Source organism: Ruminococcus sp. AF17-12 (assembly GCF_003479245.1).
Classification (GTDB): Bacteria; Bacillota; Clostridia; order Lachnospirales; family Lachnospiraceae; genus Blautia_A; species Blautia_A fusiformis.
This window is the reverse complement of sequence record NZ_QUGY01000002.1, coordinates 222,936-249,197: the sequence shown is the minus strand read 5'-3', so window position 1 is coordinate 249,197 and position 26,262 is coordinate 222,936. Positions and strand designations below refer to the sequence as shown.

Here is a 26,262-nt window from a genome sequence, read left to right as displayed (position 1 = left end):
CGGACTGTTGCATATGATGTAACAGCCCGGTCTTTTGCGAAAATACCTACATAGACAGAAAGGACAGATAAATATGTGTGGAATTGTAGGATTTACAGGTAGACACCAGGCAGCTCCGATCCTTTTAGATGGACTCTCCAAGCTGGAATACAGAGGATATGATTCCGCTGGAATCGCCGTACGTGACGGCGGGGACGAGACGGAAGTGATCAAAGCCAAGGGAAGACTGAAAGTTCTGTCAGAAAAGACAAACGGCGGAGAGACTGTACCGGGAACCTGTGGTATCGGTCATACCAGATGGGCAACTCATGGTGAACCTTCTGAGAACAATGCACATCCGCATATGACAGACGACGGTAATATCGTAGCAGTCCACAACGGCATCATTGAGAACTATCAGGAACTGAAAAATAAGCTCACCCGTAAAGGCTATACTTTCTATTCTGAGACCGATACCGAGGTAGCAGTCAAGCTGATCGATTATTATTACAAGAAATATGAGGGAACACCGGTGGATGCCATCACACATTCCATGGTACGTATCCGTGGTTCCTATGCCCTTGCGATCATGTTCAAGGATTATCCGGGTGAAATATATGTAGCCAGAAAAGACAGCCCCATGATCCTTGGAGTGGCAGAAGATGAATCCTTTATCGCTTCTGACGTACCGGCGATCCTGAAATACACCCGCAATGTATATTATATCGGCAATCTGGAGATGGCGCGTGTGAAAAAAGGCGAAGTCACCTTCTACAATCTTGATGGAGATGAGATCGAGAAAGAGCTGAAAACCATTGAATGGGATGCAGAAGCAGCGGAAAAAGCCGGATATGAGCATTTCATGATGAAAGAGATCCATGAACAGCCAAAGGCAGTACTGGATACGTTGAATTCCGTGCTCAAGGATGGAAAGATCGACCTCAGTGAAGTTGGCCTGGAAGAAGAAAGCATCCGGAACATCCAGCAGATCTATATCATAGCCTGCGGCTCCGCGTATCACGTAGGAATGGCAGCACAGTATGTGATCGAGGATCTTGCACAGATCCCGGTAAGGGTAGAGCTCGCTTCCGAATTCCGTTACCGAAAAATGGCCCTTAACACCAACAGCCTTGCAGTGATTATCAGCCAGTCCGGTGAAACAGCAGACAGCCTTGCAGCACTTCGTAAATGTAAGGAAAATGGCATTCATACACTGGGAATCGTTAATGTAGTGGGATCTTCCATTGCACGTGAGGCTGATAATGTATTTTATACTCTGGCCGGACCGGAGATTTCTGTAGCTACTACCAAGGCGTACAGCACACAGCTGATCGCAGCTTATACACTGGCGATCCAGTTTGCAATGGTAAGAGGAACGATCACAGAAGAAGCCTACAGCAATTATATCAGTGAACTGCAGACACTTCCGGATAAGATCTGTAAGATCCTGGAAGATAAAGAGCGTATCCAGTGGTTTGCCTCAAAACAGGCAAATGTAAAAGATGCTTTCTTTGTAGGAAGAGGAATTGATTACGCTATCAGCCTGGAGGGCAGTCTGAAGATGAAAGAGATCAGTTACATTCATTCTGAAGCCTATGCTGCCGGAGAGCTGAAACACGGAACGATCTCCCTGATCGAAGACGGGACTCTTGTGATCGGTGTGCTGACCCAGCCGGATCTCTACGAAAAAACAGTCAGCAATATGGTTGAGTGTAAGAGCCGTGGCGCCTACCTTATGGGCCTGACCACATTTGGCAATTACAATATCGAGGATACCGCAGACTTCACCGTCTACATCCCGAAAACAGACCCGCACTTTGCAACATCCCTGGCAGTGATCCCGCTTCAGCTTCTGGGCTACTACGTAAGCGTAGCCAAAGGCCTGGATGTGGATAAGCCACGAAATCTGGCGAAGAGCGTGACAGTGGAGTAAAAAATATATATGGACTATAGAGAAAGCCTCAGAGTATGTATATGCGAAAATACTCTGAGGCTTTTTTATAAAATCTTTACGCAAAAATAGTTTCATGGTATCATATAGACATATGATGCTGTGAAATTATTTTGCTTTTCAGGGGATATTAAGAAGGGGTGACGGGTACATGCTTATGCCGGTAGTGCCAGAGAGGAGATTGAACTGAAACCAGAGTGCCCGGACAGCCATAGAGCAGATAAAGGAGAAAAATTATCCGGAGTCTTTACAGAAATGTACAGGGAATATCCTGGCTTGTGGGGATCAATTATAACAAACCAATCAACAGTGGTAAGCTTTTGGAGCTGCTGTCACAGTACAAATAATAAGATAGGAAAAAATATATGAAGAATACAGTGGTGATCTTTAATGCCGGTATCGGTGCGCTGACTCTTGGTTTTCAAAATGCCGGTTATGAGATTTTGAAAGCATATGAGCCGGACAGAAAAGTGATAGAGATCTATCAGGAAAATATAAGTCAAAATGTAACTGCATGCAGCCTTTCTTCCATAGATCCTGCCACAGTTCCGGACAGTGATGTCTGGGCTTTTGATCTGACGCAGTCGAAAGCAGAAGAGGTGTTTTATAGTTTGACCCTGGTGCAAAGAAGACGACCGCCGGTCATTCTTTTTGTTATGAAAAAGCAATTATGGAAAGGGTTCATAAAGGAGCACATTTTTCAGCTGCAAGAATATGGATACCATATCACGCATAAAAATATCCAGAGTTCGGAGGTTACTGCATTTCCGCTGCGGGAAGAATTTGCATATATTGTTTCAAAAAGAGTGAATGCTTCGGATATGATCATGCCGGTGCAGGTCCATAAGAGTAGTATCCTGTTGGATGGCTGGGTGGAAATAAATCCACAGGATTCCTGGTATTACAGAATTGATTTTGCGAAAGAGAAGATTGATGCTTCGCATGCCGGTGACAGCGTTTTGTGTTGGGAAAAAGGCGGTTATCGGGAATCCGGGCAGGTTCGTCTGAATCTGATAAAAATGCCGCTGATCCGTATCCATGGCGTCTATCATAAGATCACACACAAAGAAATAGCCAGATTAAAGGGATTTCCGGAAGATTTTCCACGTTCTGTGCCAAACAAAAGCCGGATGTACAGAAGCCTGATATATGCGCCGAACATAAAAGTGACAGAACAGGTCGTTCGCAATCTCTGCGTAGAACCCTATATAAATTCAGAGGGTGATGTGCAGATGAAAAACTGGGAAAATATGGCCCGCTTTAAGCAGCTTTTTGAAAAATACCTTACATATAAAGGGGTTTCTTTCCAAAGCGATGAATGGGTCTTTATGACCAGAATGTACAGTGATTCCAAAGAAATCGCTACACTTAAACGGTTGCAGAGTTATAGCCGTCTGGTTGGAAAAGCAGTGTCAGATCAGAAAAAGGATCTGCCATTACAAAATATCTGTGTAGTGGCGAATCTGGTCTCTGATGAGACTAAGAGAAAGTACGAAGAGGCGAAGCTTGGATATGTCTGGGACATCCGAAATGTGCTGTGGCTCTTTGAGGACTATCCGGAACTGAAGAACGAACTGATCTCGATTCTGAATTATTCGGTGGAAAACATAGAACCGGAGAGACCGGAGCCTTTTATCTTTGAGGAAAGCAGCCAGATGGAGAATACGGATCCGGAATCGGTTGCTGACAGCTATATAGCGCAGTTAAAAGTGTTGGAGACCGGTAGTGCAGCTTTCAAGAAATATGAGGAACTTTGTGTTTCTATTCTGAAATATATCCTTGGAGAATATCTGACTTTGTGGGAGCAGCAGAAGACAACAGAGGAAAATCTGTATCGTTTTGACATGTGCTGTAAGATCAAAAACGGGGTGACACAGGATTTTTTTGACACGATCTGTAAGTATTTTTCTACGAAATATATCGTGTTCGAGTTTAAAAACTATGAAAAGCCTATTACTCAGAGGGAAATTTACACTACAGAAAAATATCTGTACGAAAAAGCTCTCCGTAAAGTTGCGATCATTATTTCCAGAAAAGGAGCGGATAAACATGCGAAAATGGCTGCACGGGGAAGTCTACGGGAAAGCGGGAAACTGATCATCTGCCTGTCCGATGAAGATTTGAAAGCGATGCTCCAGATAAAAAAAGAAGGGGAAAGAACAACGGGAGAGTACCTGGAAAATATTTTGGATGATATGCTGATGCGCCTGGAAAAATAAAAAATTTTGTGAAAAATAACTCAAAAATACTCATTTCGAAGGCAGAGTTTTGGAAGATGATCCGCTGCCTTCGATTTTTTTTATTTTCGAAATAAATCTGTTGTTGTAATATGGAAATTGATGTGGCATAATAAATGGGAAAATGTTAAAAATAAGAAAAATCCAGATTAAGGAAATGTAAAGTTGCATTTTCAGGATAACATGGCTCCTGACAGATTATGACAGGAAGCGAGTATGACAAAGGAGAAAATTATGGCAATTTTTTCAATGATCTTATCTTTGTTGTGTGGAGTATCATTATTTTTGTTTGGTATGTCCCTAATGGGCGATGGTCTGAAGCTGGCAGCAGGTAATAAGCTGGAAGCATTTCTTTATAAGATGACCAATACTCCGCTGAAGGGTGTCGCACTTGGTACTGGTGTTACCAGTGTGATCCAGTCGTCTTCTGCGACGACAGTTATGGTGATCGGTTTTGTAAACTCCGGTATGATGAAACTGAAACAGGCGATCGGTATCATCATGGGAGCCAATATCGGAACCAGTATTACTGGCTGGATCTTATGTCTTTCTTATATTGAAGGATCCAATGGAATCGCCAGCGTTCTTTCCACAGCAACTATTTCTGCTGTTGTGGCTGTAGTTGGTATTATTTTCCGTATGTTCTGTAAGCGTACCTTACATAAGAACGTGGGAAATATCATGCTTGGTTTTGCGATCCTGATGACAGGTATGCAGATGATGAGTGGTGCGGTATCTCCATTGCGTGAGAGTCCGATGTTCATCAAGATGCTGACTATGTTTTCCAATCCGATCGCAGGTATTCTCGTAGGTATCGCTTTTACTGCGGTACTCCAGAGTGCGTCTGCAACAGTCGGTGTGCTCCAGGCTCTTTCCGTAACCGGTATCCTGACATTTGCAAGTGCATTTCCGATCGTTCTTGGTATCGGTGTTGGTGCTGCATGTCCAGTTCTGATCTCAGCCATCGGAGCAAATAAGAACGGTAAAAGAACTGCTCTTGTATATCTGATCAATGACCTGTTTGGTCTGATCCTCTGGTCAGTGATCTTTTATACCGTGAATGCGTTTGTACATTTTACATTTATGGATATGACCATGACACCGGTAGCGATCGCACTTTTGAATACGGTGTTCCGTCTGGCAACGGTTATCGTGCTGTTTCCATTCATTCCAAAGATCGAGAAGCTGGTATGCTGGCTTGTGAAGGATGACAAAGAAGATCTGGAAGATGAGGCAGACTTTGATCTTCTGGAAGAGCGTCTTCTGAATTACCCGGCCCTTGCTATCGCACAGTGTCACCGTGTAATGAACGGAATGTCCAAGAAGCTCCGTAAGAATGTCAACAGAGCCATGAATCTTCTGAATGATTATCAGCAGGATAAGTATGATAAGGTTCAGCGAAAAGAGGATCTGATCGACAAGTATGAAAGTCGTCTAGGAGAGTATCTGATCCAGCTGACAAAGAGAGAGATGAATTCTGCACAGACAAGACAGACTTCACTGTATCTGCATACGATCAATGACTTTGAGCGTATCGGTGATCATGCTTCTTACATTGCTCATATGTCCAATGAAATGCATGATAACCATACGAATTTTTCACAGGAAGCCTGGGATGAGCTGAATGTTGTTATGGAGGCAGTTCGTGAGGATATCAATATAACCTGCAATGCTTTCATGAAAGACGATAAAGAAATGGCACAGAGAGTAGCACCTCTCGGAGCTGTGATCACAGGACTTTGTGATGTACTGAAGATGCGTCATGCAGAGCGACTGAGCCAGGGCAAATGCGGACTGGAAGAGGGAACGGTATTTAGTGATATCCTCAACAGTTTCTGTCGTATCGCAACTCACTGTGCAAGTGCTATGGTGGCACTTATGAAGAGCGGAGAGACAGGATCTGATCTTCATATTCACGATTCTAAGATCTATCCCACAAACAGTGCGGACTACTACCAGTATTTCAAGGAATACGGACAGAAATATGATATTGGAAATCAGGAAGGCCATATGCTCAGCATGGAGCCGGAAGAAGTAGAATAAGAAATTCAGGCAGCGGAAATGTAGATATTCCGCTGCTGTTTTTGTTAGGGATTTGCCCTAACAATGAAAAAAGAAAGGGCTGTCGCACTAATTTTTTAGTGCGACAGCCCCTTTGTACTGAGGTGATTATAGTTCAGAGAACAAAATATGTCACCCCTTTATTTTTTATTACTTTTTGTAAAAAAACATATAATTGCTGATAATTACGAATAAGGGTTATCAAAATACAGATTTCATGATATGATAAACCTATCAGATAGCGTGAGACATATAATGGGGATATGTATCTCGCAGAAAGAAAAGGGAGGGTTTTATTATGGGTGAAAGTATGATCACATCGTTTGACGGAACGAAACTGTATCTGAAAAAAGAAACGGCAGCAGACAATAAAGCGGTGATCGTGATTGTCCACGGACTCTGTGAGCACCAGGGCAGGTACGATTATTTTGCGGAAAAACTTCATGAGGCGGGAATCGGAACCTATCGTTTTGATCACAGAGGACATGGACGGTCTGAGGGTGAAGAGACTTTTTATTCAGATTTCAATGAGCTTCTGGACGACACCAACGTAGTTGTGGATATGGCAATTGAGGAAAATCCAGATATTCCGGTATTTCTTCTGGGACACAGCATGGGCGGATTTACGGTTTCTCTGTACGGAGCCAAATATCCGGACAAAAAGCTCCGGGGGATCATTACCAGTGGTGCGCTAACCGCAGATAACGGCAATCTGATACGTGGTGTGCCGGGAGAAATGGATGTACATACGCGCCTTGCCAATCAGCTGGGTTCAGGCGTATGCTCTGTACAGGAAGTGGTAGACTGGTACGGAAAAGATCCATACAATAAACAGTCCTTTACAGCGGGGTTATGCTATGCGATCTGCGACGGACTTGACTGGTTCAAAGAGAAAAAAGCAGAGTTCCATTATCCAGTCCTTATGACACACGGCGAGAAAGACGGTCTGGTAAGTGTACAGGATACCTATGATTTCTTTAAAGAAGCAGGATCAAAAGACAAGCAGATGAAGATCTACGGCGGACTTTTTCATGAGATCCTGAATGAGTATTGTAAAGATGAAGTGATCGGGGATATGATCCGGTGGATGGAAGTGAGAATCTGAATATAAACAAATTGTTTTACAAGTAGCAGCAAAGCCAGGTGGAAACATATAACACCTGGCTTTCTTTTGCAAAGAGATTCTGTTACAATAGCAGGATGAAAACAAGAAGATAGAACAGGAGAAAAATAACCATGTCAAATATCATAGAAATCACAGATTTCAACGCTCCGGAGCTGGATGTATATGCCAGGATCTCGGAGATACAGCTTTTGAACCGGGCAGAACCGGAGAAGGGGATCTTTATTGCGGAGAGCCCGAAGGTTATTGAGAGAGCTTTGGATTCCGGGTGCCAGCCGATTTCTTTTCTGGTGGAACATAAACATGTTGAGGGTGAGGCAAAAGAACTGATCCGTCGTTGTGGAGACATCCCGGTTTATACGGCAGAATTTGATGTGTTGACGCAGCTGACTGGATTCAAGCTGACAAGAGGAATGCTCTGTGCAATGCGCCGGCCGGCGCTTCCTGATATAGTCGATGTATGCAAAAATGCCCGCAGGATCGCAGTTCTGGAAAATGTGGTAAATCCTACTAATATAGGCGCGATCTTTCGTTCTGCGGCGGCTCTTGGGATGGATGCGGTGCTGCTGACACCGGGGTGCAGCAATCCATTGTACCGCCGTGCGATCCGTGTCAGCATGGGAACCGTATTCCAGATACCATGGACATTTTTTGATGAAAAAACAGAGTGGAAAACGGAAGGAATCCGGTCTCTGAAAGCGATGGGATTTAAGACGGCAGCCATGGCTCTTAGGGAGGATTCCTTTGATATTGATGATCCTCATCTGATGGCAGAAGAAAAACTGGCAGTAGTTCTTGGAACAGAGGGGGATGGCCTTGCTTCGAAGACCATTGCGGACTGTGATTATACAGTATGTATTCCAATGGCACACGGTGTGGATTCACTGAATGTGGCGGCAGCCAGTGCAGTTGCATTTTGGCAGCTGGGAAAACGCTAAATATTTAAGAGAGTTCCCGTTTTTATGATCTTGCATTCCGGTTTTCTTCTTCCATATCCATCAGATGAAAAGAAAGCAACAGATACAGGATCTCGTTTCTGTCTGTAAGATCTGAATCCAGAAAAGCTTTGATCTTATCCAGACGATAAAGAAGAGTACTTCTGTGGATAAATAAAGCGCTGGCAGTATGAGAAATGTTCTGGTTGTGCTCCAGAAAACAACGTAGTGTTTCATAGAGATGAGATTGCTTTGCCTCATCCTTATATTTCATTGACAGAAGCTTTTCGTGACAGACCATGTAAGCAGGAAGCTTTTTGGTTGCCTGTTCCAGAATATAGGGCAGAGCGATGGAGTCAAAATAGTGGATACTTTCTGCGGGATTTTTGCGTTTTCCAACCTGCAGGGTAACAGAAGCCTGCGTGTATTGCCGGTGGAAATTGAAATGTCCAAGCATCTTCCGGCTGTATCCGGCGCTTAACATGCTGCTTTTGATAAAACCCTCGATCTTATCGGAAATCTCATGGATAGTCAGAGTGCAGAGATCCAGATTGATAAAAAGCACCGCATTTCCTTTATATTCGGTAGCACAGCTGGCCGGGATCGTATTTTCAAGATAATTACAGATGGCATTGAGGGTCAGATTTTTCTGGTCGATCAGCCCGGTCTGGATCAAAATACATTGATATATATGGGAAGAAAGCCACCCTACATTTGTCAGCTGCTGACTGACTTTTACATAATCAGCTCCGGGATCAGTCAGAATGGACATAAAAATCTGATGCAGAGGAAAAGCTTTATCCCGGCTGTGCATGATTCCTGTGGAAAGTGCATGGGATACCATCTGGGAAAGGTACTCCAGAACAAAACCAAACGTATCATCCAGGGGAACCTCACCTTCGGAAAACATCAGCCTGTATACTGCTTTATCATTATTGGAGATATTTACGCAAAGAGAAGGAGCAGTAAGGCCATTTCCCGGATAATAAAAATATCCGGTTTTATAAAAAGCCTCTTCGTAATGAGGATCCTGCTTCAGGCTGTCCACAATAGCCCAGGAATTTTCAGTGGAACCCAAAACAGAATTGGAAAGATCACTTAGATTCCAGTCTCTGGAGGCAATGATAGTAAAATCCATACCGATCAGCATCATTGGATTGGGAATAATGGAAGCTGTAAGATCCAGAAGCTCCTGGATAGATGCGTTCCGGAGACGGGAATCCATCAGGGACTGATTCCACTGATCATATAGGATAAAAATATCCTGAATCCTGTTAAAGACAATATTGACTGGAATATCTTCAGGGATGATACACATGTTTGGCTGAGTTAATTCGTAGTTCTGATAGATTTTTCCAATCATCAGGAACAGAATATTTTTGGGATGATGAAAAGTGAGCTGAAAATCCGGATCTGTGATAAGGTAAACACGCCCATCCTGAAGAGAGGTGTTCTTTTCAAAGCGGGAAGGGCAGGAAAGGGTGGGGAATGTATCCAGCCTGGATGTATGCATGGGAAAAGATTTCTGTAAATGATAGCAGATGAGTTTTGCACTGAGTTTCAAGGAAAATCCTCCCTCCTATATTTTGTAGGAAAAAACAGGAATAATAGCCGTGTTATGTGGAATTGTGATTCTTTTGATTTACAGTATAATAGAATCATAAGGAAAAAACAAGTGCAGAAACAAGCCTTCTATTAATAAGAAGCAAATAGAATAACAAAGGTCGGAAAAGCCTGCAAAACCCAGCAGAAAAGTGCTTTTCCGGTCTTTTTTTGTGAAATTCAGGAAAAAATAAATTTGTAAAGCAAAAACCCTTGACAGGTATGATGGAATCGTGTATGATAGCCAAGGTGATTACAGATGGAGAAATTTGTAGAGCAGACATTTTTATTTGATTTTTATGGAGAGCTTCTGACAGAGAGGCAGCGGCAGGTGTATACCAGTGTGGTATTTGAGGATTATTCCTTAAGTGAGGTTGCTGAGGAACTTGGCATCAGCAGACAAGGTGTGCATGATATGATCAGACGGTGCAATCGGACGTTGGAAGAATATGAAGAGAAGCTTCATCTGGTCGAGAAATTCCTGAACATCCGCAGTCAGGTCATAAAGATCCATGAACTGGCTGACAAGTACCACGCCGAAGATATTGCGGCGATTTCCAATGTGATATTAGAGGAGTTATGATCAATGGCATTTGAGAGTTTAACAGATAAACTGCAGAATGTATTTAAGAAGCTGAAGGGCAAGGGTCGTCTCACAGAGGCTGATGTCAAGGTAGCATTGAAGGAAGTTAAGATGGCGCTTCTGGAAGCGGATGTTAACTTTAAGGTCGTTAAGCAGTTTACGAAATCCGTTCAGGAAAAGGCTATCGGACAGGATGTTATGAATGGTCTGAATCCGGGACAGATGGTGATCAAGATCGTAAATGATGAGCTGGTCAACCTGATGGGAAGTGAGACAACAGAGCTTCCGATCAAACCGGGAATGGATCTTACCGTTCTTATGATGGTCGGTCTTCAGGGTGCAGGTAAGACAACGACGGTTGCCAAGCTGGCAGGCAAACTGAAATCCAAGGGAAAGAGACCACTGCTTGTGGCCTGTGATGTTTACCGTCCGGCAGCGATCACACAGCTGCAGGTAAACGGTGAGAAACAGGGCGTCGAGGTCTTTTCTATGGGAGATAAGCAGAATCCCGTGGATATTGCAAAAGCAGCTATCGAGCATGCGAAATCTAATCAGCAGAATGTTGTGCTCATCGATACAGCAGGACGTCTTCACATTGATGAGGATATGATGCAGGAGCTTGAGAATATCAAAGCGAATGTGAATGTAGATGCTACAGTGCTTGTAGTTGATGCCATGACAGGACAGGATGCAGTAAATGTGGCGCAGAACTTTTCTGATAAAGTCGGCATTGATGGCGTGATCCTGACTAAGATGGACGGTGATACACGAGGCGGCGCTGCGCTTTCTATTAAAGCTGTGACCGGCAAACCGATCTTCTATGTTGGTATGGGAGAGAAGCTTTCTGATCTGGAACAGTTTTATCCGGAACGTATGGCTTCCAGGATCCTTGGAATGGGCGATGTAATGAGTCTGATCGAGAAGGTGGAAGCATCTGTGGATCAGGAACAGGCTCAGGAGATGCAAAAGAAGCTGAAGAAAATGGACTTCGACTTCAATGATTATCTTACCAGCATGGAGCAGATGAACAAGATGGGTGGTATTTCCAGTATCCTGAACATGCTTCCCGGAATGGGCGGTAAGATGAAGGATATCGAGGGTATGATCGATGAGAAGGCTATGGACCGTACCAAGTCCATCATTCTTTCCATGACACCTCAGGAGAGAAGTAACCCCAACATTTTGAACATCTCACGCAAGAACCGTATCGCCAGAGGCGCCGGAGTGGATATTACAGAAGTAAATCGTCTTGTGAAGCAGTTTGAGCAGAGCAAGAAGATGATGAAACAGATGCCGGGATTAACAGGCGGCAAGATGAATATGGGAAAAAGAGGCGGCTTTAAGCTTCCCTTTTAATAAATAACAATAAATTTTCAGAAAGATAATTGGAGGAAAACAAAAATGGCAGTTAAGATCAGATTAAGAAGAATGGGACAGAAGAAAGCACCTTTCTATAGAATCGTAGTAGCAGATTCCCGCTGCAAACGTGACGGAAGATGCATCGCAGAGATCGGAACATATGATCCGAACCTTGACCCAAGCGTATACAAAATCGATGAAGAGGCAGCAAAAAAATGGCTTGCAGCTGGTGCTCAGCCTACAGAGGTAGTTGCTAAGCTTCTTAAACTTGCCGGAATCGAGAAATAATACCTGACAGATTTGGATCTGTGGCCTCAATGAGGCAGGAGCAAGGAGGTATGTAATGAAACAACTTGTAGAAGTAATTGCAAAATCTCTTGTTGAAAATCCGGATGAAGTAGTCGTTACTGAGACTGAAAAAGACGACGCGATTGTTGTTGAACTGAAGGTCGGACCGGCCGATATGGGTAAGGTTATCGGAAGACAGGGCAGAATTGCCAAGGCAATCCGTACTGTTGTGAAAGCGGCTTCTTCAAAAAGCAGCAAAAAAGTGATTGTAGATATTCTGCAATGAAAAAGAGACAGGAGCTGTGGATTCCATGGCTCCTGTTTTTACTCTGAAAGGGAGCAAAAATGGAAGATTTATTAAAGGTAGGAGTTATTACAACGACCCATGGCGTCCGTGGTGAAGTAAAAGTTTTTCCGACAACGGATGACGCAGAGCGTTTTCTTGATATTGAATATGTGCTTCTGGATACAGGAAAAGAGCTTCGCAGACTGAATATTCAGAATGTAAAGTTTTTTAAAAATCTTGCGATCCTGAAGTTTGAAGGCATTGACAACATCAATGATATTGAAATGTATAAGGGCCGTGAGCTTTGGATCCCACGTGAAGAGGCACAGGAGCTTGGCGAGGACGAATATTATGTGGCGGATCTCATCGGAATGGAGGTACTTCTGGAGAATGGGGAGAAATTCGGAGTGCTCCGTGATGTGATGGAGACCGGCGCCAATGATGTTTATATTGTAGATCGTGTGGATGGCGAGGAAATCCTGCTTCCTGCGATCCATGACTGTGTTCTTGATGTGGATGTGGAAAAAAATACCATGACTGTACATTTGATGAAAGGGCTTGTTTAAATGAATTATCATGTACTTACATTATTTCCGGAAATGATCGAGAACGGAATGAACACAAGTATTACAGGCCGTGCCATTACAAAGGGACTGTTATCACTGGAAGCGATCAATATACGGGATTTTGCATTCAATAAGCACCAGAAGGTAGATGATTATCCTTATGGCGGCGGAGCCGGAATGCTGATGCAGGCGGAGCCGGTATATCTGTCTTATGAATCCATTGCAGAACGTATTGGAAGGAAACCTCGCGTGATCTTTCTGACTCCTCAGGGAAAAACCTTCAATCAGGATATGGCAAAAGAGTTTGCCCTGGAAGAAGACCTGGTTTTCCTCTGTGGTCATTATGAGGGAATTGATGAGCGTGTTCTGGAAGAAATCGTAACAGACTATGTTTCCATTGGTGATTATGTACTTACCGGTGGAGAACTTCCGGCTATGGTCATGATGGATTCTATTTCCAGAATGGTACCAGGTGTTCTGAATAATCAGGAATCCGGTGAGACGGAATCCTTTTCCGGGAATCTTCTGGAGTATCCCCAGTACAGCCGCCCGGAGGAATGGCATGGCAAAAAGGTTCCGGAGGTGCTGCTTTCCGGACACCATGCCAATGTGGATAAATGGAGAAGAGAGCAGTCTATCATCCGTACAGCCAAATGGAGGCCGGATCTTTTACCAAAAGCTGATCTGACCAACAAAGAGTGGAACGAGGTCCGCAGGCTTCGCAAACAGTGGAAAGAGGAAGTGGAAAAATAATTATGAAAACATCAGATTTTTATTATGATCTGCCACAGGAACTGATCGCTCAGGATCCGCTGGAGGACAGAAGTTCTTCCAGACTGATGCATCTGTCCCTGAAAGATGGAAGTATCGAACATCGTCATTTTACCGATATATTGGATTACCTGCATAAGGGAGACTGTCTTGTGATCAATGATACCAAGGTTATCCCGGCACGTCTTTATGGTCACAAGGAAGAAACAGGAGCGCTGATCGAGATCCTGCTTCTGAAACGCCGCGAAAATGATATCTGGGAGTGTCTTGTAAAGCCGGGAAAAAAAGCACGTCCCGGTGCAAAGATCACTTTTGGTGACGGTATCCTGAAGGGTGAGATCATTGATATTGTAGATGAGGGAAACCGTCTGATCCAGTTCCATTATGAGGGGATTTTCGAAGAGATCCTGGATCAGCTGGGAGAAATGCCGTTGCCGCCGTATATTACCCACAAGCTGAAGGATAAGAACCGTTATCAGACTGTATATGCAAAGAATGAGGGATCTGCTGCCGCACCTACCGCAGGACTTCACTTCACGCCGGAGCTTCTTGAGAAAGTAAAGGAGAAGGGTGTGAATATTGCACATGTAACTTTGCATGTAGGTCTCGGAACCTTCCGCCCGGTAAAGGTGGATGATGTAGAAAAGCATCATATGCACTCGGAGTTTTATATTGTAGAAGAAGATCAGGCAAAACTGATCAATGATACAAAGAAAAACGGCGGAAGAGTGATTTCTGTGGGAACTACCAGCTGCCGTACCCTGGAGTCCGCAGCCGGAGAGGATGGAATCGTGAAGGCCGGAAGCGGATGGACAGAGATCTTTATCTATCCTGGATATAAATTCAAAGCTATCGATGGACTGATCACTAATTTCCATCTGCCGGAGTCCACGCTTCTGATGTTAGTTTCAGCCCTTGCCGGAAAAGAACATATTATGGCTGCTTATGAAGAAGCTGTGAAGGAAAGATATCGTTTCTTCAGTTTCGGGGATGCCATGATGATCGAATAAGATTTAAAATTACTTTTTATATAAATAATATCCCAACGGATCGCAGCATGGAAACATGCATTATTACAGGATCTGTTGGGATATTATTTTTTGTTATGCTATTTATTCTTCACTGTCAGAGCCTTCCGATGTAGCGGATGAAGAATCCGCGGCAGGAATCGCAGCACTGCGTTCCTCTATCTTGGATTTGATCCTGGATGCCTCATCTCCGGATGCAGGAGTTGGCTGATAATTGTTGTAGCCATCTGCGGAAGAAATAGAACAGGGAATGATATTGGTCACGTTATCAGCCTGTACGCCTTCTGAGGTGACAGTGAAGGTCTGCTGGAAGATCATGGTGTCCATATCACTTGGAGAACTGTTTCCTCCAAAACAGAAATTGCCAAGACTGTAGACGATGTTTTTTCCTTTATAGGTTTCGATTCCCTGGAGTACGTGCGGATGATGGCCGCATACCAGATCTGCACCTTCATCGATAGCAAGACGGCCAAGGGTCATCTGATTGGTATCAGGAACTGTTTCGGTCTCATTGCCCCAGTGGAAGATCACAACTATAAGCTCTGCTCCATCTGCTTTGACCTTTGCGATATTATCTTTCAGCTGCTGTTCGCGCCCAAGATGATCCTTCAGCTCATAAATTCCGACAAGACCAACTTTGATCCCCTTGATGTCCATAACCGCAGTATCATCATAACCGAAGTGTGTAATGCCCGCATTGTCCAGAGCAGTCAGAGTATCCGTGTAGCTCTGCTCTCCGTAATCGTGGCTGTGATTGTTTGCAGTGTTTACGGCTTCAACGGAACCGCTGGTGAGTATCTGAGCATATTCGGCGGGTGCTTTAAATGCAAAGGTTTTATCTTCTCTGGCATCGGAATCAGTGAGAGTTCCTTCAAAATTGGCGATCGTCAGGTCATCTGCCTCAAAGATGCTTTTTACATTCTTAAAGAAATAATCTTTGCCGTTGTTATCGTAGCATGCGTTCAGACTTGTGTCATAATCAAAGGTCTCATCGGTACCCAACGTGCAGTCCCCGACTACGCTGAGCGTCAGTGAAACGGGATCTTTCACAGCAGCAGCTTCTTCTTTTGCCTTTTTTGCGGCCTCCTCTTCCTGGGCCTTTTGCAAAGCGGCGGCTTCTGCAGCTTTCCGGGAAGAAATGCATGCACGTGCGGAAAAAATGATCACAAGAACAAGTATGATCAGGATCCCGCCAGCTGCAAGAAACATTTTCTGACGGCGTACCTGGTAATATCTGGATTTTTTGCTGATGTCATTCCTGCGAGTCCCGGTGGAATGTGAACGGGAATTACGGGATGCAGAACCAGAATGCTTCCGCCGTGCTTCCCGTGCTCTGGCGGCTTCTCTGCGTGCCTGCTCTGGATCATGGCCATGAGGCGGCCGCCTTTGATTGTCGTTTGCCATTCTTTTTCTCCTTCGTATGTAAAGATATCTTTATTATAGAAAGAATGGTAAGTATTGTAAAGAAAGAATCGCGGACTTTTCAGAAAAAGAAGTTTTTGATATAATAATTAGGCCAAAAGGCAGAAATATAAACTACAGGGAGATGGTGCTGATATGATATTATATATCGGAAATCATACAAGTTCGTCCAAAGGCTATGCTGCCATGGGGCGTCAGATGCTGAAAAACGGTGGAAACACGTTTGCTTTTTTTACCCGCAATCCCAGAGGAGGCAAGGCAAAAGAGATCGATCCTGCAGATGTGGAAAGATTTCTGGAGCTTTCCAGGGAAAATCATTTTGGAAAGCTGGTGGCACATGCACCGTATACCATGAATGCCTGTGCCGCAAAAGAAAATCTGAGAGATTTTGCAAGAGAGATCATGGCAGATGATCTGAAACGTATGGAATATACACCGGGAAATTATTATAATTTTCACCCGGGCAGTCATGTAGGGCAGGGAACTGAGACGGGAATTACCAAAATTGCGGAAATCCTCAATGATGTCCTTACAGAAGAACAGAGTACGACCGTCCTTCTGGAAACTATGTCCGGCAAGGGTTCGGAAGTAGGAGCAACGTTTCAGGAGCTTCGTGATATCATTGACAGGGTGGAAAAAAATAATAAACTGGGTGTCTGCCTGGATACCTGTCATGTATGGGATGGCGGTTATGATATTGTCCATGATCTGGATGGTGTTCTTGATGAGTTTGACCGGGTGATCGGCCTTTCCAGATTGAAGGCTGTTCATCTTAACGACAGTATAAACGGACTGGGCAGTCATAAGGATCGTCATGCAAAGATCGGCGAAGGTCAGATCGGCCTGGATGCACTTGTGAATGTGGTGTGCCATCCGGCTCTTGAGGGAATTCCCTTTATTCTGGAGACACCAAATGATGATGAAGGATGGAAAAGAGAAATTGCACTTTTACGAGAACGATATTCCATGAAAGGAGATTGATCCATGAAAAAGTTCAGATATTTTATCCTGGTGCTTGCTGGGGTGGCAGCGATGATGCTGGGAGGATGCAAAGATAAGGAAAAATATGATGAATCCGCTTTTCAGGATGACCTGGAACCTTTGAGTGAGGATGAAGTGGAGGCCATGGACCAGAATGGTGACGATGAGATGGCAGTAGCTGATGAAAGCGACCTGGAGCAGCTGCAGGATTCTGAAAATGCTGCAGGAGCAGGAGATACAGATGGGTCCGATTCATCGGATGCAGCAGACTCGCAGAGCGAAAAGAAACTGGATGAAAATGGCACCTATACAGATAAAGATGAAGTGGCCCAGTACATTTATGAGTATGGCCATGTACCCTCCAATCTTACTGCTGCAGACTATGATAATGCAGACAGTATGCTTCCGGTAGAGGAGGGCGTCACCTATCAGCAGTGCAGCCTCGATGATGCAGGGAAACAGAAGCTGATCTTCACTCAGGATGCAAAGCGCATTTATTACACAGACGATGACGGACAGTCTTTTGACGAGATCTATTAAAATCAAAAGAACAAAATAAGCCCCCGGATACAGATAAACGATCAGTATCCGAGGGGCTTATTTTGTGTGTCAGGGCTGAGACCGATCAGTGGACCAGATTTTTCATTTCAGCTCCAACCATAAAAGCTTTTGCGTTTTCCAGGGTTGTCTCCGCAATATTGGTCAGTGCTTCTACCGTAAAGAATCCCTGATGTGAGGTCATGGTCACATTTGGGAAGGACAGAAGACGCTGGATCGTGGAAGTAGGAAGAATGCTGCTTGACATGTCTTCATATACATATGCGGATTCTTCTTCGTAAACATCCAGACCAACGGCGAAGAATTTGTGATCACGGATACCTGCGATCAGATCATCTGTTTTGATCAGTCCACCTCTGGAGGTATTTACAAGGATCACACCATCTTTCATTTTTGCAATCGTTTCGGAGTTGATCAGATGCTCTGTTTCCGGAGTCATCGGACAGTGCAGACTGATCAGATCACTGGTGGAAAGAAGTTCATCCAGTGAAACATACTCCAGAAAGTCAAGATTTTTATTAGGGAAAAGATCATAAGCAATTACCTTCATGCCAAAGCCGCGACAGATTTTTGCCATTGCCTGACCGATTTTTCCGGTGCCGATGATGCCGGCAGTTTTCTGATAAAAGTTAACGCCCATGAGACCGTTCAGTGCAAAGTTGTTTTCACGGCATTTGATATATGCCTTGTGGGTGTGCCGGTTGGCGGTAAGAGCCAGTGCCATGGCGTGTTCGGCAACTGCTTCCGGAGAATAACCGGGAACACGTGCCACCTGGATCCCGCATTTTGCTGTAGTTTCCAGATCAACATTATTGTATCCGGCACAGCGCATCAGGATCAGTTTTACACCCTGGCGGTGAAGTTCTTCAATGACCGGTGCGCCGAGATCTGCATTTACAAATGCACAGATGGCATCGTAGCCGTGGGCAAGAGCTGCGGTTTCTTCATGGATATTTGCTTCAATGAATTTAATTTCAATACCTGGATAAGATGGAAGCAGCTTCTCAAAAAATTCCCTATCGTAGCTCTTGGTGTCATAAAACAAAATTTTCATAATCGTTGCTCCTCTCTGGAAATAATTATTTTCCGAAAAAATAATACCATAATAGTAGGAATTTGGAAAGTGGGGAAAGCGATAAAATTTATCAAAAAAATGGTTTTGTTTTGGAATTATGATATCCATAATAAATAAAAATTATACGAAATACAAAAAAAGAGAGCATTTTATGCACTGTCATCTGATGGAACAGATGTTGTGATACATGAAAATGCTCTCTGTCTGGATATGAGATAATTATTCAGCCAGACTATAAAGATCAGAATAGAATTCCGGATAGGAGATGTTGACACATTCTCCATTTTTGATGGAAAGTGTTCTCTCACAAAGCAGTCCTGCTACTGCAAAAGACATGGCTACACGGTGATCCAGATGAGAATCGATCTCTGCGCCATGAAGGGCTTTTCCACCATGAATGATCATGCCATCTTCGGTTTCCTGGATATCTGCGCCCATTTTCCGAAGATTTTCCGTCATAACCTGGATGCGGTCGGACTCTTTGACACGAAGCTCCTGTGCATCCCGGATAACAGTGGTTCCTTCTGCAAAAGCTGCCATAACGGCGATCATCGGAAGTTCATCGATCAGAGTAGGAATGATCGCGCCTTCTATTGTGGTCCCGTGAAGCGCAGAGGAGCGGATCAGAAGATCGGCAGTAGGTTCACCCTCTGTGGTTTCATTGAGGAGAGTGATATCTGCTCCCATGGCCCTGCATACACGGAGGATGCCGTCACGGGTCGGGTTGATCCCCACATTTTTCAGAAGGATCTCACTGTTGGGAACAAGAAGACCTGCTGCGATAAAATAAGCTGCAGAAGAGATATCTCCCGGAACCAGGATCTCACGTCCGTAAAGAGATGGGTCCGGTTTGATGGATGCTGTTGTTCCCTCTGCGGTTACATTGGCGCCAAAGTAATTCAGCATGATCTCCGTGTGATTTCTGGAAAGGACCGGCTCTGTTACACGGGTAATGCCGTCAGAGTACATTCCGGCAAGAAGTACGCAGGATTTTACCTGGGCAGATGCTACCGGAGAATTGTAGTGGATGGCATGGAGCTTTTTTCCGGAGATCTTAAGCGGTGCACATCCGTTTCCGTTGAGACTTATGATATCGGCACCCATTTGGGAAAGCGGAGTCATGATCCGTTTCATAGGGCGTTTCTGGATGGAAGCATCGCCGGTAAGCTCTGATACAAAGTCCTGTCCTGCAAGGATCCCGGAGATGAGGCGGGTGGTGGTACCGCTGTTACCGACGTCAAGAGTCTCTGACGGAGCACTGAGACCATGGAGACCTTTTCCGTGGACCAGGATCTCTCCTTCTGTATTTTCAATGTTAATACCCATTTTCCGGAAACAGGAAATAGTGGAGAGACAGTCTGCACCCTCCAGAAAATTTGTGATTTTGGTAGTGCCTTCTGCAAGAGAGCCGAACATGACAGCTCTGTGAGAAATGGATTTATCTCCGGGAATGGCAAGAGAGCCGGATAATTTTTTTGCTTTTTTGATTTCCATATTAGTACCTGCCTGTATTGTTATTTTTGAAATACATGGCAGCAGATCGGATATCTGCTGCCGTTTATATATCAGCGTTCGCAGATCTTGTAATTACGTTTTGTAAGAAGCACTTTAGCCTGCTCCAGAGCTGCGTCTGTATAAAATTCGATCTTCAGAACGCCATCTTCAAATTCTCGGTTGTGGATAATACCGATATTTTTGATGCTGACCTTTTCTGTTGCAAGGATGGTTGCAATGGTTGCAATGGCACCGGCCTCATCTGCCACATCGATATAAAGGACATAGGAGCGGGGGATCAGGCTGTTGTCTACAATGTCAATGGAGTCACGGTAATCCTTGGAGCTTGCAAACATGTCAAAGATGTTGTCGGCTTCTTTGTTGTCAATGGAACAGCGGATCTGGATCAGCATACGGATAAATTCATCCAGAACCGTGGAAATGTTTTTCTGATTTTCCAGACAGATCTGTTCCCACATAACCGGTGAAGAAGAGGCAATACGTGTGATATCACGGAAACCGCCGGCTGCGATCATTTTCATATACTGGGCGTCGTTATCCAGAAGATTTACAAGATTTACAAGAGCGGAGGCTACGATATGAGGAAGGTGGCTGACTCCTGCCGTGATGAAATCATGTTCTTCTGCAGTGATAACAAGGGGGATCGCACCAAGAGAGGAGATCAGTTCTGTGAAATCAGAAATTTTTTCCAAAGCAACTTCTCCTCCCGGAGTGATGATATAATAAGCATTTTCCAGAAGATGATCACTGGAATTGGAAAAACCGCTGCGTTCGGAGCCTGCCATAGGATGACCGCCGATGAAGCGTCCTTCAAGTCCGAGCTCGGTTACTTTTTCGTGGATAACGCTTTTTACACTGCCTACATCTGTGAGGATACAGTTCTTTCCAAGAGAATCTTTGATCTTTTCCATGTATTCCACATTAAATTCTACAGGTGCACAGAGAAAAAGATAATCACAGTTATATAACTGCTCATCGTCAATATCACAGATCCCGTTGATCACGTTTAAACTGACTGCCTCTGCCAGAGCACTTCTGTCTTTGTCAAAGGCAAGCAGGCGATAATCCGGGTGAAATTTTCGTATGGTTCTGGCAATGGAGCCGCCGATCAGTCCAAGGCCGATAAAACCTATGGTTTTCATAGTACTTCAGAGTCCTTTCAGGTTACTTTTTACTTTTATTCTTTAATAGTGTAAATCACGACTATATTGTAAAAGAAAGTGTGAAAAATGTCAACAAATGTTAGCGGAAACAGGAAGGCCATTTTTATAGCTGTTTACCGTAATGTTTTGCGAACAGGGAAGAGTAATAGAAAGTTACTGTTCATTGGTAATATTCCGCGAGGTGTTTTTTGTGAGCGAAGGTCACGGAAAACCCGAGACATACCGCGCGAATTTATGCGATTATCATAAATTCTGTGCATCGCGAAGCGTGTTGCTGAGAACGGAGTGAACAGTAACAATAGAAAAAGGCTTGAGAAATCGGAGATTTCGGACGTATAATATAATAAGAAAAAAACAATATAAGATACAGAGGAGAATTTATCATGAAATATCAGTCAGTAATGGATCTTCACACACATACCGTAGCCAGCGGACATGCATACTGCACACTTCGCGAGATGGCCAGGGCTGCTTCCGATAAAGGTCTTGAACTCCTGGGAATCACAGAGCATGCACCGAAAATGCCCGGAACCTGTCATAAGTTTTATTTCCAGAATATAAAGGTAGTACCCCGTGAAATGTACGGGATCCAGCTGCTTCTGGGTTCGGAGGTAAATATCCTGGATGCGGCGGGAACGGTAGATCTTGAGCAGAAAACCCTGGAGAAGCTGGACGTGGTCATTGCAAGTCTTCATGTTCCATGCATCAGACCAGGCAGCAGACAGGAGAATACGGAGGCCTATCTTAATGCTATGAAGAATCCGTGTGTCAATATCATCGGACATCCGGATGACGGAAGATACAATATCGATTATGAGGCGCTTGTACAGGGAGCCAGAGAATACGGTAAAGTCCTGGAGCTGAACAATCACTCCATGGACCCTGACTGTAACCGTGAGAATGCAGTAGAGAATGATACCATCATGCTGGAATACTGCAAAAAATATCGGGTACCTGTGGTTATGGACAGTGATGCCCATTTTGATCTTCTGATCGGGGAATTTGATCTTGCCAGAGACCTTCTGACTAAACTGGATTTTCCGGAAGAGCTGGTACTGAACCGTTCTGTGGATGCTGTGAAAAAGTATGTAAACCGGAAATTCTGAAAGATAGACGACTGTTCTGTATTAATTGACGGTAATACGAAAAACTTTCTGAAAAAAAGTTGTCAAAATTGAATAAAATACTTGAAATTTGCATGGAAATTTAGTAAAATGTGAACATATTAAGTAAGACGAACAGGGAGGTATTACATATGGACGTTTTCAGAACAGACCGAATCAGAAATGTAGTCCTATTAGGTCATGGTGGCGCAGGCAAAACAACACTGGCTGAGGCAATGGCTTATCTGGCAGGTATGACCAGCAGACTCGGACGTGTTGAGGATGGCAATACTGTCAGCGATTATGACAAGGAAGAAATAAAGAGACATTTTTCCATCACAACTTCTTTGATTCCGGTACCATGGGATAAGATGAAAGTAAATGTGCTGGATACACCTGGATATTTCGATTTTGTGGGAGAAGTAGAGGAAGCAGTCAGTGCCGCAGATGCAGCGATCATCGTTGTTTCCGGTAAGGCCGGTGTTCAGGTAGGAACACAGAAGGCATGGAATCTCTGCGAGAAATATAAACTTCCGCGTATGATCTTTGTTACCGATATGGATGTGGATGATGTCAGCTATCGTGAGGTTGTGGAAGAGCTGACAGAGCTGTATGGCAAGAGAATCGCTCCCCTTCATTTTCCGATTCGTGAGGATGGTAAGTTTGTAGGTTATGTCAATGTTGTGAAGCAGGCAGGAAGAAGATATATTGATAAGGCCGGCAAGGAAGAATGCCCGGTTCCGGATTATCTGACAGAATATCTTGAGAAATATCATGAAACTCTGATGGAGTCTGTTGCAGAGACAAGCGAAGAATTTATGGACCGTTATTTCGAGGGAGATACCTTTTCCGTAGCAGAGGTTTCCGCCGCTATTGCAACCAATGTACAGGATGGAAGTATTGTTCCGGTATGCATGGGATCACCGGTGAACCTTCGCGGTGTATCTAACCTTCTGGATGATATCTGCGGTTACTTCCCAAGCCCAAGCGGACGTTCCTGCAATGGTATCGCACAGAAGACTAACGAGATCTTTGAGGCCAATTATGACTTTGCCAAGGCAAAATCCGCCTATGTATTTAAGACTATCGCGGATCCGTTCCTTGGTAAATATTCTCTGATCAAGGTATGCTCCGGTGTGCTGAAATCCGATGATACACTTCTTAATGTAGAGAAAGGAACAGAGGAGCGTGTAAACAAGCTTTATGTCATGGAAGGTTCCAAACCGATCGAAGTTCCGGAGCTTTTTGCAGGGGATATCGGTGCCATTGCCAAGCTTGGCAGTGTACAGACCGGAGACAGCCTTGCAACCAAGGCGAATCCGATCCTTTATCCAAAGGCTATACTTTCCACACCATATACATATAAGAGATTTAAGGCAGTAAAAAAGGGCGACGAGGATAAGATCGCACAGTCCCTTGCCAAGATGATGACAGAGGACAGAACACTGAAGGTTGTCAATGACAGTGCAAACCGTCAGAGCCTGATCTACGGTATGGGTGATCAGCATCTTGATATCGTTGTCAGCAAGCTGAAGGAGCGCTATAAAGTGGATGTGGAGCTTTCCAAACCGAAGGTTCCGTTCCGTGAGACACTTCGCAAGAAGTCAGATGTAGAAGGCAAACATAAGAAACAGTCTGGCGGACACGGACAGTATGGTCATGTTAAGATGCGCTTTGAGCCATCCGGCGATCTGGAAACACCTTATGTATTTGAGCAGGTAGTTGTAGGTGGTGCAGTTCCGAAGAATTACTTCCCTGCAGTTGAAAAAGGTCTTCAGGAATGCGTTCTGAAAGGCCCTCTGGCTGCATATCCGGTAGTTGGGGTGAAAGCAACCCTTTATGATGGATCTTATCATCCGGTAGATTCTTCTGAGATGGCATTTAAGATGGCAACGATCCTTGCCTTCAAGAAGGGCTTTATGGAAGCGTCTCCTGTACTTCTTGAGCCGATCATCTCCATGAAGATTACAGTTCCGGATAAATATACCGGTGATGTTATGGGAGATCTGAACAAGAGACGTGGTCGTGTTCTCGGAATGAATCCGGACCACGAAGGAAATACCATCATTGAGGCAGATGTTCCGCTTCTTGAAATCTATGGTTATTCCACTGTCCTTCGTTCCATGACCGGTGGAAGCGGAGATTTCTCCTATGAATTTGCACGCTATGAGCAGGCTCCTAATGATATCCAGGAGAAAGAGATCGCGGCACGCGCAAGCAAGGTTGACAGTGCTGACGAATAAACAGAGATATTTTTTGAGGGCAGAATAAAGAGTTGACAGGCTGCAGCATTTGCTGTAGCCTGTTTTCAGATGCATTCGTGAATAAGCAGTCAGAGAAACGAATTGCGCTCATACAGGTTATTGAAGTATGAGCAAAAAAGAAAAGAGAGAGGACAAAAAATGTTAGTATGTGATTATATCGTGGAACAGATTGACGGAGATTATGCACATCTGAAGCGTGTGGATCAGCCGGAGGAGGAACTGAAAGTAGTTGCCAGAGCATTACTTCCGGCAGAAATCTATGAGGGCTGTGAGCTTCATTATGAGCTGATGCAGTATTCAATGAAATGATAAGGCTGCAGGATATCGCGGATATGGCAGGTGTCAGTCGTACAACCGTATCCAATGTGATCAATGGAAATACAAAACGGGTTTCACAGAGCACCATTGACCGGATCACGGCGATCCTGAAGGAGCAGAATTATGTTCCCCACATGGGATCTGTGATGCTATCCGGACACGGCTCAAGGATCATTGGAGTGGTTCTTGGTTTTTCCTTCATTCATGGTATGCAGTCTCTGCAGGATTCTTTTGTGGGAGAGATCACCGGAACGCTACAGGTCGAAGCAGAAAACAGAGGCTATTATATTATGCTCATTGGCGGTGAACGGATCGATAATGTGGTAGATATGGCATCCCGTTGGAATGTGGAGGGTCTTATCATTATAGGGTATAATGAAGAACAGTATCATCAGCTTTCCAGAAAGCTGAATAAAAAAATGGTATTGATCGATGCCTATCCGAAGGGTGGATATAGCTTTCAGAATGTAGGAGTGGATGATTATTCCGGCGGATATCAGATCGGGGAATATCTGCATTCCTGTGGATACCACCGGGCACTTTTTGTTGCGGAAACAGAGCAGGACAGTGATTATGCCAGATGGCTTGGATTCAAACAGGCTATGGAAAAAAATGGCGGCTTCTGCAGCCGCTCCCGCTATGTGGTGGTTCCCCAGGAACCCCGGCGTAGACTGAAAAAATATGAAGAGCTGCTGCCTCATTTTCTGGAGACAAAGGCACTGGCATTTTCTTCGGATTACACAGCTGTGGAGGCCATCAATTTTTTTACAGACAAGGGAATCCGGATTCCGGATCAGATTTCCATTACCGGCTTTGATGATAATTTTTATGCGCAGATCGTCAGGCCAAAGCTGACCACCATTCATCAGGATGTTCATCAGAAAGCAGTTCTGGCCTTGCGGAAGCTGCTTCTTATGGCAGAGGGAAAGGAACCTGCCGAAAAAAATGTAAAAAGCCCTGTCTGGCTTGTAAAGAGAGATTCTGTAAAAGAGTAGCAGGATCTCTTTTTTTATGTTGTGATGACTTTTCCTAGTGCCTCTCCGGAATGTGGTAGGAATTCTTTCGCCGGACAGTAGTGCTTTATTGTTAAAACT

At 44.4% G+C, this 26,262-nt stretch carries 23 protein-coding genes; 18 read left to right on the top strand and 5 right to left on the bottom strand.

Annotated features, from left to right (window positions below; translation table 11 throughout):
- Positions 1–73 precede the first annotated feature (73 nt).
- From glmS to DWW77_RS03225, 5 genes are all read left to right on the top strand, one after another.
- Positions 74–1,912 carry a glutamine--fructose-6-phosphate transaminase (isomerizing) gene (glmS, locus tag DWW77_RS03245; protein ID WP_118608055.1) on the top strand — a complete coding sequence of 613 codons (1,839 nt, stop codon included), beginning with the start codon at positions 74–76 and terminating at the stop codon, positions 1,910–1,912.
- 383 nt (positions 1,913–2,295) lie between these two features.
- Positions 2,296–4,149, top strand: coding sequence for a DNA cytosine methyltransferase (locus DWW77_RS03240; protein WP_118608054.1), 1,854 nt, complete (start codon positions 2,296–2,298; stop codon positions 4,147–4,149).
- A gap of 252 nt (positions 4,150–4,401) precedes the next feature.
- Positions 4,402–6,210 carry a Na/Pi cotransporter family protein gene (locus DWW77_RS03235; RefSeq protein ID WP_118608070.1) on the top strand — a complete coding sequence of 603 codons (1,809 nt, stop codon included), beginning with the start codon at positions 4,402–4,404 and terminating at the stop codon, positions 6,208–6,210.
- Between the two features lie 316 nt (positions 6,211–6,526).
- Positions 6,527–7,333, top strand: coding sequence for an alpha/beta hydrolase (locus DWW77_RS03230; protein WP_015525224.1), 807 nt, complete (start codon positions 6,527–6,529; stop codon positions 7,331–7,333).
- Between the two features lie 131 nt (positions 7,334–7,464).
- Positions 7,465–8,289 (top strand): TrmH family RNA methyltransferase, encoded by an 825-nt coding sequence (locus DWW77_RS03225; RefSeq protein ID WP_118608053.1) that lies wholly within the window; start codon positions 7,465–7,467, stop codon positions 8,287–8,289.
- Positions 8,290–8,311: 22 nt separating this feature from the next.
- Here DWW77_RS03225 and DWW77_RS03220 read toward each other — a convergent pair whose 3' ends face one another.
- Entirely contained in the window at positions 8,312–9,850 is a 1,539-nt protein-coding gene (locus DWW77_RS03220; protein WP_118608052.1) for a PucR family transcriptional regulator, read from the bottom strand.
- A 297-nt stretch (positions 9,851–10,147) separates the two neighbouring features.
- Between DWW77_RS03220 and ylxM the strand changes: the two genes are divergently transcribed.
- The 7 genes from ylxM to queA are packed head-to-tail and all read left to right on the top strand — an operon-like array spanning position 10,148 to position 14,751.
- Complete coding sequence (ylxM, locus tag DWW77_RS03215; RefSeq protein WP_015525222.1) at positions 10,148–10,471, top strand: YlxM family DNA-binding protein; 324 nt, start codon at positions 10,148–10,150, stop codon at positions 10,469–10,471.
- A 3-nt stretch (positions 10,472–10,474) separates the two neighbouring features.
- The gene (gene ffh / locus DWW77_RS03210; protein ID WP_118369243.1) at positions 10,475–11,827 is read left to right on the top strand and encodes a signal recognition particle protein; all 1,353 of its coding nucleotides are present in this window, start codon (positions 10,475–10,477) and stop codon (positions 11,825–11,827) included.
- Positions 11,828–11,872: 45 nt separating this feature from the next.
- Positions 11,873–12,118: a 30S ribosomal protein S16 gene (rpsP, locus tag DWW77_RS03205; RefSeq protein WP_015525220.1), complete on the top strand. Its 246-nt coding sequence runs from the start codon at positions 11,873–11,875 to the stop codon at positions 12,116–12,118.
- A gap of 55 nt (positions 12,119–12,173) precedes the next feature.
- Complete coding sequence (locus DWW77_RS03200) at positions 12,174–12,404, top strand: KH domain-containing protein (RefSeq protein WP_015525219.1); 231 nt, start codon at positions 12,174–12,176, stop codon at positions 12,402–12,404.
- A 59-nt stretch (positions 12,405–12,463) separates the two neighbouring features.
- Entirely contained in the window at positions 12,464–12,970 is a 507-nt protein-coding gene (gene rimM / locus DWW77_RS03195; protein WP_059085894.1) for a ribosome maturation factor RimM, read from the top strand.
- Positions 12,971–13,723, top strand: coding sequence for a tRNA (guanosine(37)-N1)-methyltransferase TrmD (trmD, locus tag DWW77_RS03190; protein WP_015525216.1), 753 nt, complete (start codon positions 12,971–12,973; stop codon positions 13,721–13,723).
- 2 nt (positions 13,724–13,725) lie between these two features.
- Positions 13,726–14,751 (top strand): tRNA preQ1(34) S-adenosylmethionine ribosyltransferase-isomerase QueA, encoded by a 1,026-nt coding sequence (gene queA / locus DWW77_RS03185; protein WP_015525215.1) that lies wholly within the window; start codon positions 13,726–13,728, stop codon positions 14,749–14,751.
- Positions 14,752–14,853: 102 nt separating this feature from the next.
- Here the strand turns inward: queA and DWW77_RS03180 are convergent, their stop codons facing one another.
- Positions 14,854–16,173, bottom strand: coding sequence for a CapA family protein (locus DWW77_RS03180; RefSeq protein WP_118608051.1), 1,320 nt, complete (start codon positions 16,171–16,173; stop codon positions 14,854–14,856).
- Between the two features lie 156 nt (positions 16,174–16,329).
- On the opposite strand from DWW77_RS03180, the gene DWW77_RS03175 reads away from it, so the two are divergent.
- Together DWW77_RS03175 and DWW77_RS03170 are read left to right on the top strand one after the other, a co-directional pair.
- Complete coding sequence (locus DWW77_RS03175; protein WP_353615802.1) at positions 16,330–17,172, top strand: deoxyribonuclease IV; 843 nt, start codon at positions 16,330–16,332, stop codon at positions 17,170–17,172.
- A gap of 3 nt (positions 17,173–17,175) precedes the next feature.
- Complete coding sequence (locus tag DWW77_RS03170; protein WP_118608050.1) at positions 17,176–17,712, top strand: ribonuclease domain-containing protein; 537 nt, start codon at positions 17,176–17,178, stop codon at positions 17,710–17,712.
- Between the two features lie 85 nt (positions 17,713–17,797).
- Here DWW77_RS03170 and DWW77_RS03165 read toward each other — a convergent pair whose 3' ends face one another.
- The 3 genes from DWW77_RS03165 to DWW77_RS03155 all read right to left on the bottom strand — a co-directional run bounded on the left by DWW77_RS03165 (position 17,798) and on the right by DWW77_RS03155 (position 21,462).
- The gene (locus tag DWW77_RS03165; RefSeq protein WP_118608049.1) at positions 17,798–18,784 is read right to left on the bottom strand and encodes a 2-hydroxyacid dehydrogenase; all 987 of its coding nucleotides are present in this window, start codon (positions 18,782–18,784) and stop codon (positions 17,798–17,800) included.
- A 240-nt stretch (positions 18,785–19,024) separates the two neighbouring features.
- Positions 19,025–20,299 carry a 3-phosphoshikimate 1-carboxyvinyltransferase gene (aroA, locus tag DWW77_RS03160; protein ID WP_021652641.1) on the bottom strand — a complete coding sequence of 425 codons (1,275 nt, stop codon included), beginning with the start codon at positions 20,297–20,299 and terminating at the stop codon, positions 19,025–19,027.
- 71 nt (positions 20,300–20,370) lie between these two features.
- Complete coding sequence (locus tag DWW77_RS03155) at positions 20,371–21,462, bottom strand: prephenate dehydrogenase (RefSeq protein ID WP_015525209.1); 1,092 nt, start codon at positions 21,460–21,462, stop codon at positions 20,371–20,373.
- A gap of 404 nt (positions 21,463–21,866) precedes the next feature.
- Here DWW77_RS03155 and DWW77_RS03150 point away from each other — a divergent pair, with 404 nt between their 5' ends.
- The 4 genes from DWW77_RS03150 (at position 21,867) to DWW77_RS03135 (ending at position 26,163) form a co-directional block, all read left to right on the top strand.
- Positions 21,867–22,589, top strand: coding sequence for a phosphatase (locus DWW77_RS03150; RefSeq protein ID WP_118608048.1), 723 nt, complete (start codon positions 21,867–21,869; stop codon positions 22,587–22,589).
- 149 nt (positions 22,590–22,738) lie between these two features.
- A complete protein-coding gene (locus DWW77_RS03145) occupies positions 22,739–24,829 on the top strand; it encodes an elongation factor G (protein ID WP_118608047.1) in 2,091 nt (696 codons plus the stop codon).
- 159 nt (positions 24,830–24,988) lie between these two features.
- Positions 24,989–25,159, top strand: coding sequence for a hypothetical protein (locus DWW77_RS03140; RefSeq protein ID WP_015525206.1), 171 nt, complete (start codon positions 24,989–24,991; stop codon positions 25,157–25,159).
- Entirely contained in the window at positions 25,156–26,163 is a 1,008-nt protein-coding gene (locus tag DWW77_RS03135) for a LacI family DNA-binding transcriptional regulator (RefSeq protein WP_118608046.1), read from the top strand. The genes DWW77_RS03140 and DWW77_RS03135 overlap by 4 nt, the downstream gene beginning before the upstream one ends.
- Positions 26,164–26,262: the final 99 nt, after the last annotated feature.

What these genes read in the sequence shown, in the direction of transcription:
- glmS (WP_118608055.1), top strand. Translation starts at nt 74, where the DNA reads ATGTGTGGAATTGTAGGATTTACAGGTAGACACCAGGCAGCTCCGATC.
- DWW77_RS03240 (WP_118608054.1), top strand. Translation starts at nt 2,296, where the DNA reads ATGAAGAATACAGTGGTGATCTTTAATGCCGGTATCGGTGCGCTGACT.
- DWW77_RS03235 (WP_118608070.1), top strand. Translation starts at nt 4,402, where the DNA reads ATGGCAATTTTTTCAATGATCTTATCTTTGTTGTGTGGAGTATCATTA.
- DWW77_RS03230 (WP_015525224.1), top strand. Translation starts at nt 6,527, where the DNA reads ATGGGTGAAAGTATGATCACATCGTTTGACGGAACGAAACTGTATCTG.
- DWW77_RS03225 (WP_118608053.1), top strand. Translation starts at nt 7,465, where the DNA reads ATGTCAAATATCATAGAAATCACAGATTTCAACGCTCCGGAGCTGGAT.
- ylxM (WP_015525222.1), top strand. Translation starts at nt 10,148, where the DNA reads ATGGAGAAATTTGTAGAGCAGACATTTTTATTTGATTTTTATGGAGAG.
- ffh (WP_118369243.1), top strand. Translation starts at nt 10,475, where the DNA reads ATGGCATTTGAGAGTTTAACAGATAAACTGCAGAATGTATTTAAGAAG.
- rpsP (WP_015525220.1), top strand. Translation starts at nt 11,873, where the DNA reads ATGGCAGTTAAGATCAGATTAAGAAGAATGGGACAGAAGAAAGCACCT.
- DWW77_RS03200 (WP_015525219.1), top strand. Translation starts at nt 12,174, where the DNA reads ATGAAACAACTTGTAGAAGTAATTGCAAAATCTCTTGTTGAAAATCCG.
- rimM (WP_059085894.1), top strand. Translation starts at nt 12,464, where the DNA reads ATGGAAGATTTATTAAAGGTAGGAGTTATTACAACGACCCATGGCGTC.
- trmD (WP_015525216.1), top strand. Translation starts at nt 12,971, where the DNA reads ATGAATTATCATGTACTTACATTATTTCCGGAAATGATCGAGAACGGA.
- queA (WP_015525215.1), top strand. Translation starts at nt 13,726, where the DNA reads ATGAAAACATCAGATTTTTATTATGATCTGCCACAGGAACTGATCGCT.
- DWW77_RS03180 (WP_118608051.1), bottom strand. Translation starts at nt 16,173, where the DNA reads ATGGCAAACGACAATCAAAGGCGGCCGCCTCATGGCCATGATCCAGAG.
- DWW77_RS03170 (WP_118608050.1), top strand. Translation starts at nt 17,176, where the DNA reads ATGAAAAAGTTCAGATATTTTATCCTGGTGCTTGCTGGGGTGGCAGCG.
- DWW77_RS03165 (WP_118608049.1), bottom strand. Translation starts at nt 18,784, where the DNA reads ATGAAAATTTTGTTTTATGACACCAAGAGCTACGATAGGGAATTTTTT.
- aroA (WP_021652641.1), bottom strand. Translation starts at nt 20,299, where the DNA reads ATGGAAATCAAAAAAGCAAAAAAATTATCCGGCTCTCTTGCCATTCCC.
- DWW77_RS03155 (WP_015525209.1), bottom strand. Translation starts at nt 21,462, where the DNA reads ATGAAAACCATAGGTTTTATCGGCCTTGGACTGATCGGCGGCTCCATT.
- DWW77_RS03150 (WP_118608048.1), top strand. Translation starts at nt 21,867, where the DNA reads ATGAAATATCAGTCAGTAATGGATCTTCACACACATACCGTAGCCAGC.
- DWW77_RS03145 (WP_118608047.1), top strand. Translation starts at nt 22,739, where the DNA reads ATGGACGTTTTCAGAACAGACCGAATCAGAAATGTAGTCCTATTAGGT.
- DWW77_RS03140 (WP_015525206.1), top strand. Translation starts at nt 24,989, where the DNA reads ATGTTAGTATGTGATTATATCGTGGAACAGATTGACGGAGATTATGCA.
- DWW77_RS03135 (WP_118608046.1), top strand. Translation starts at nt 25,156, where the DNA reads ATGATAAGGCTGCAGGATATCGCGGATATGGCAGGTGTCAGTCGTACA.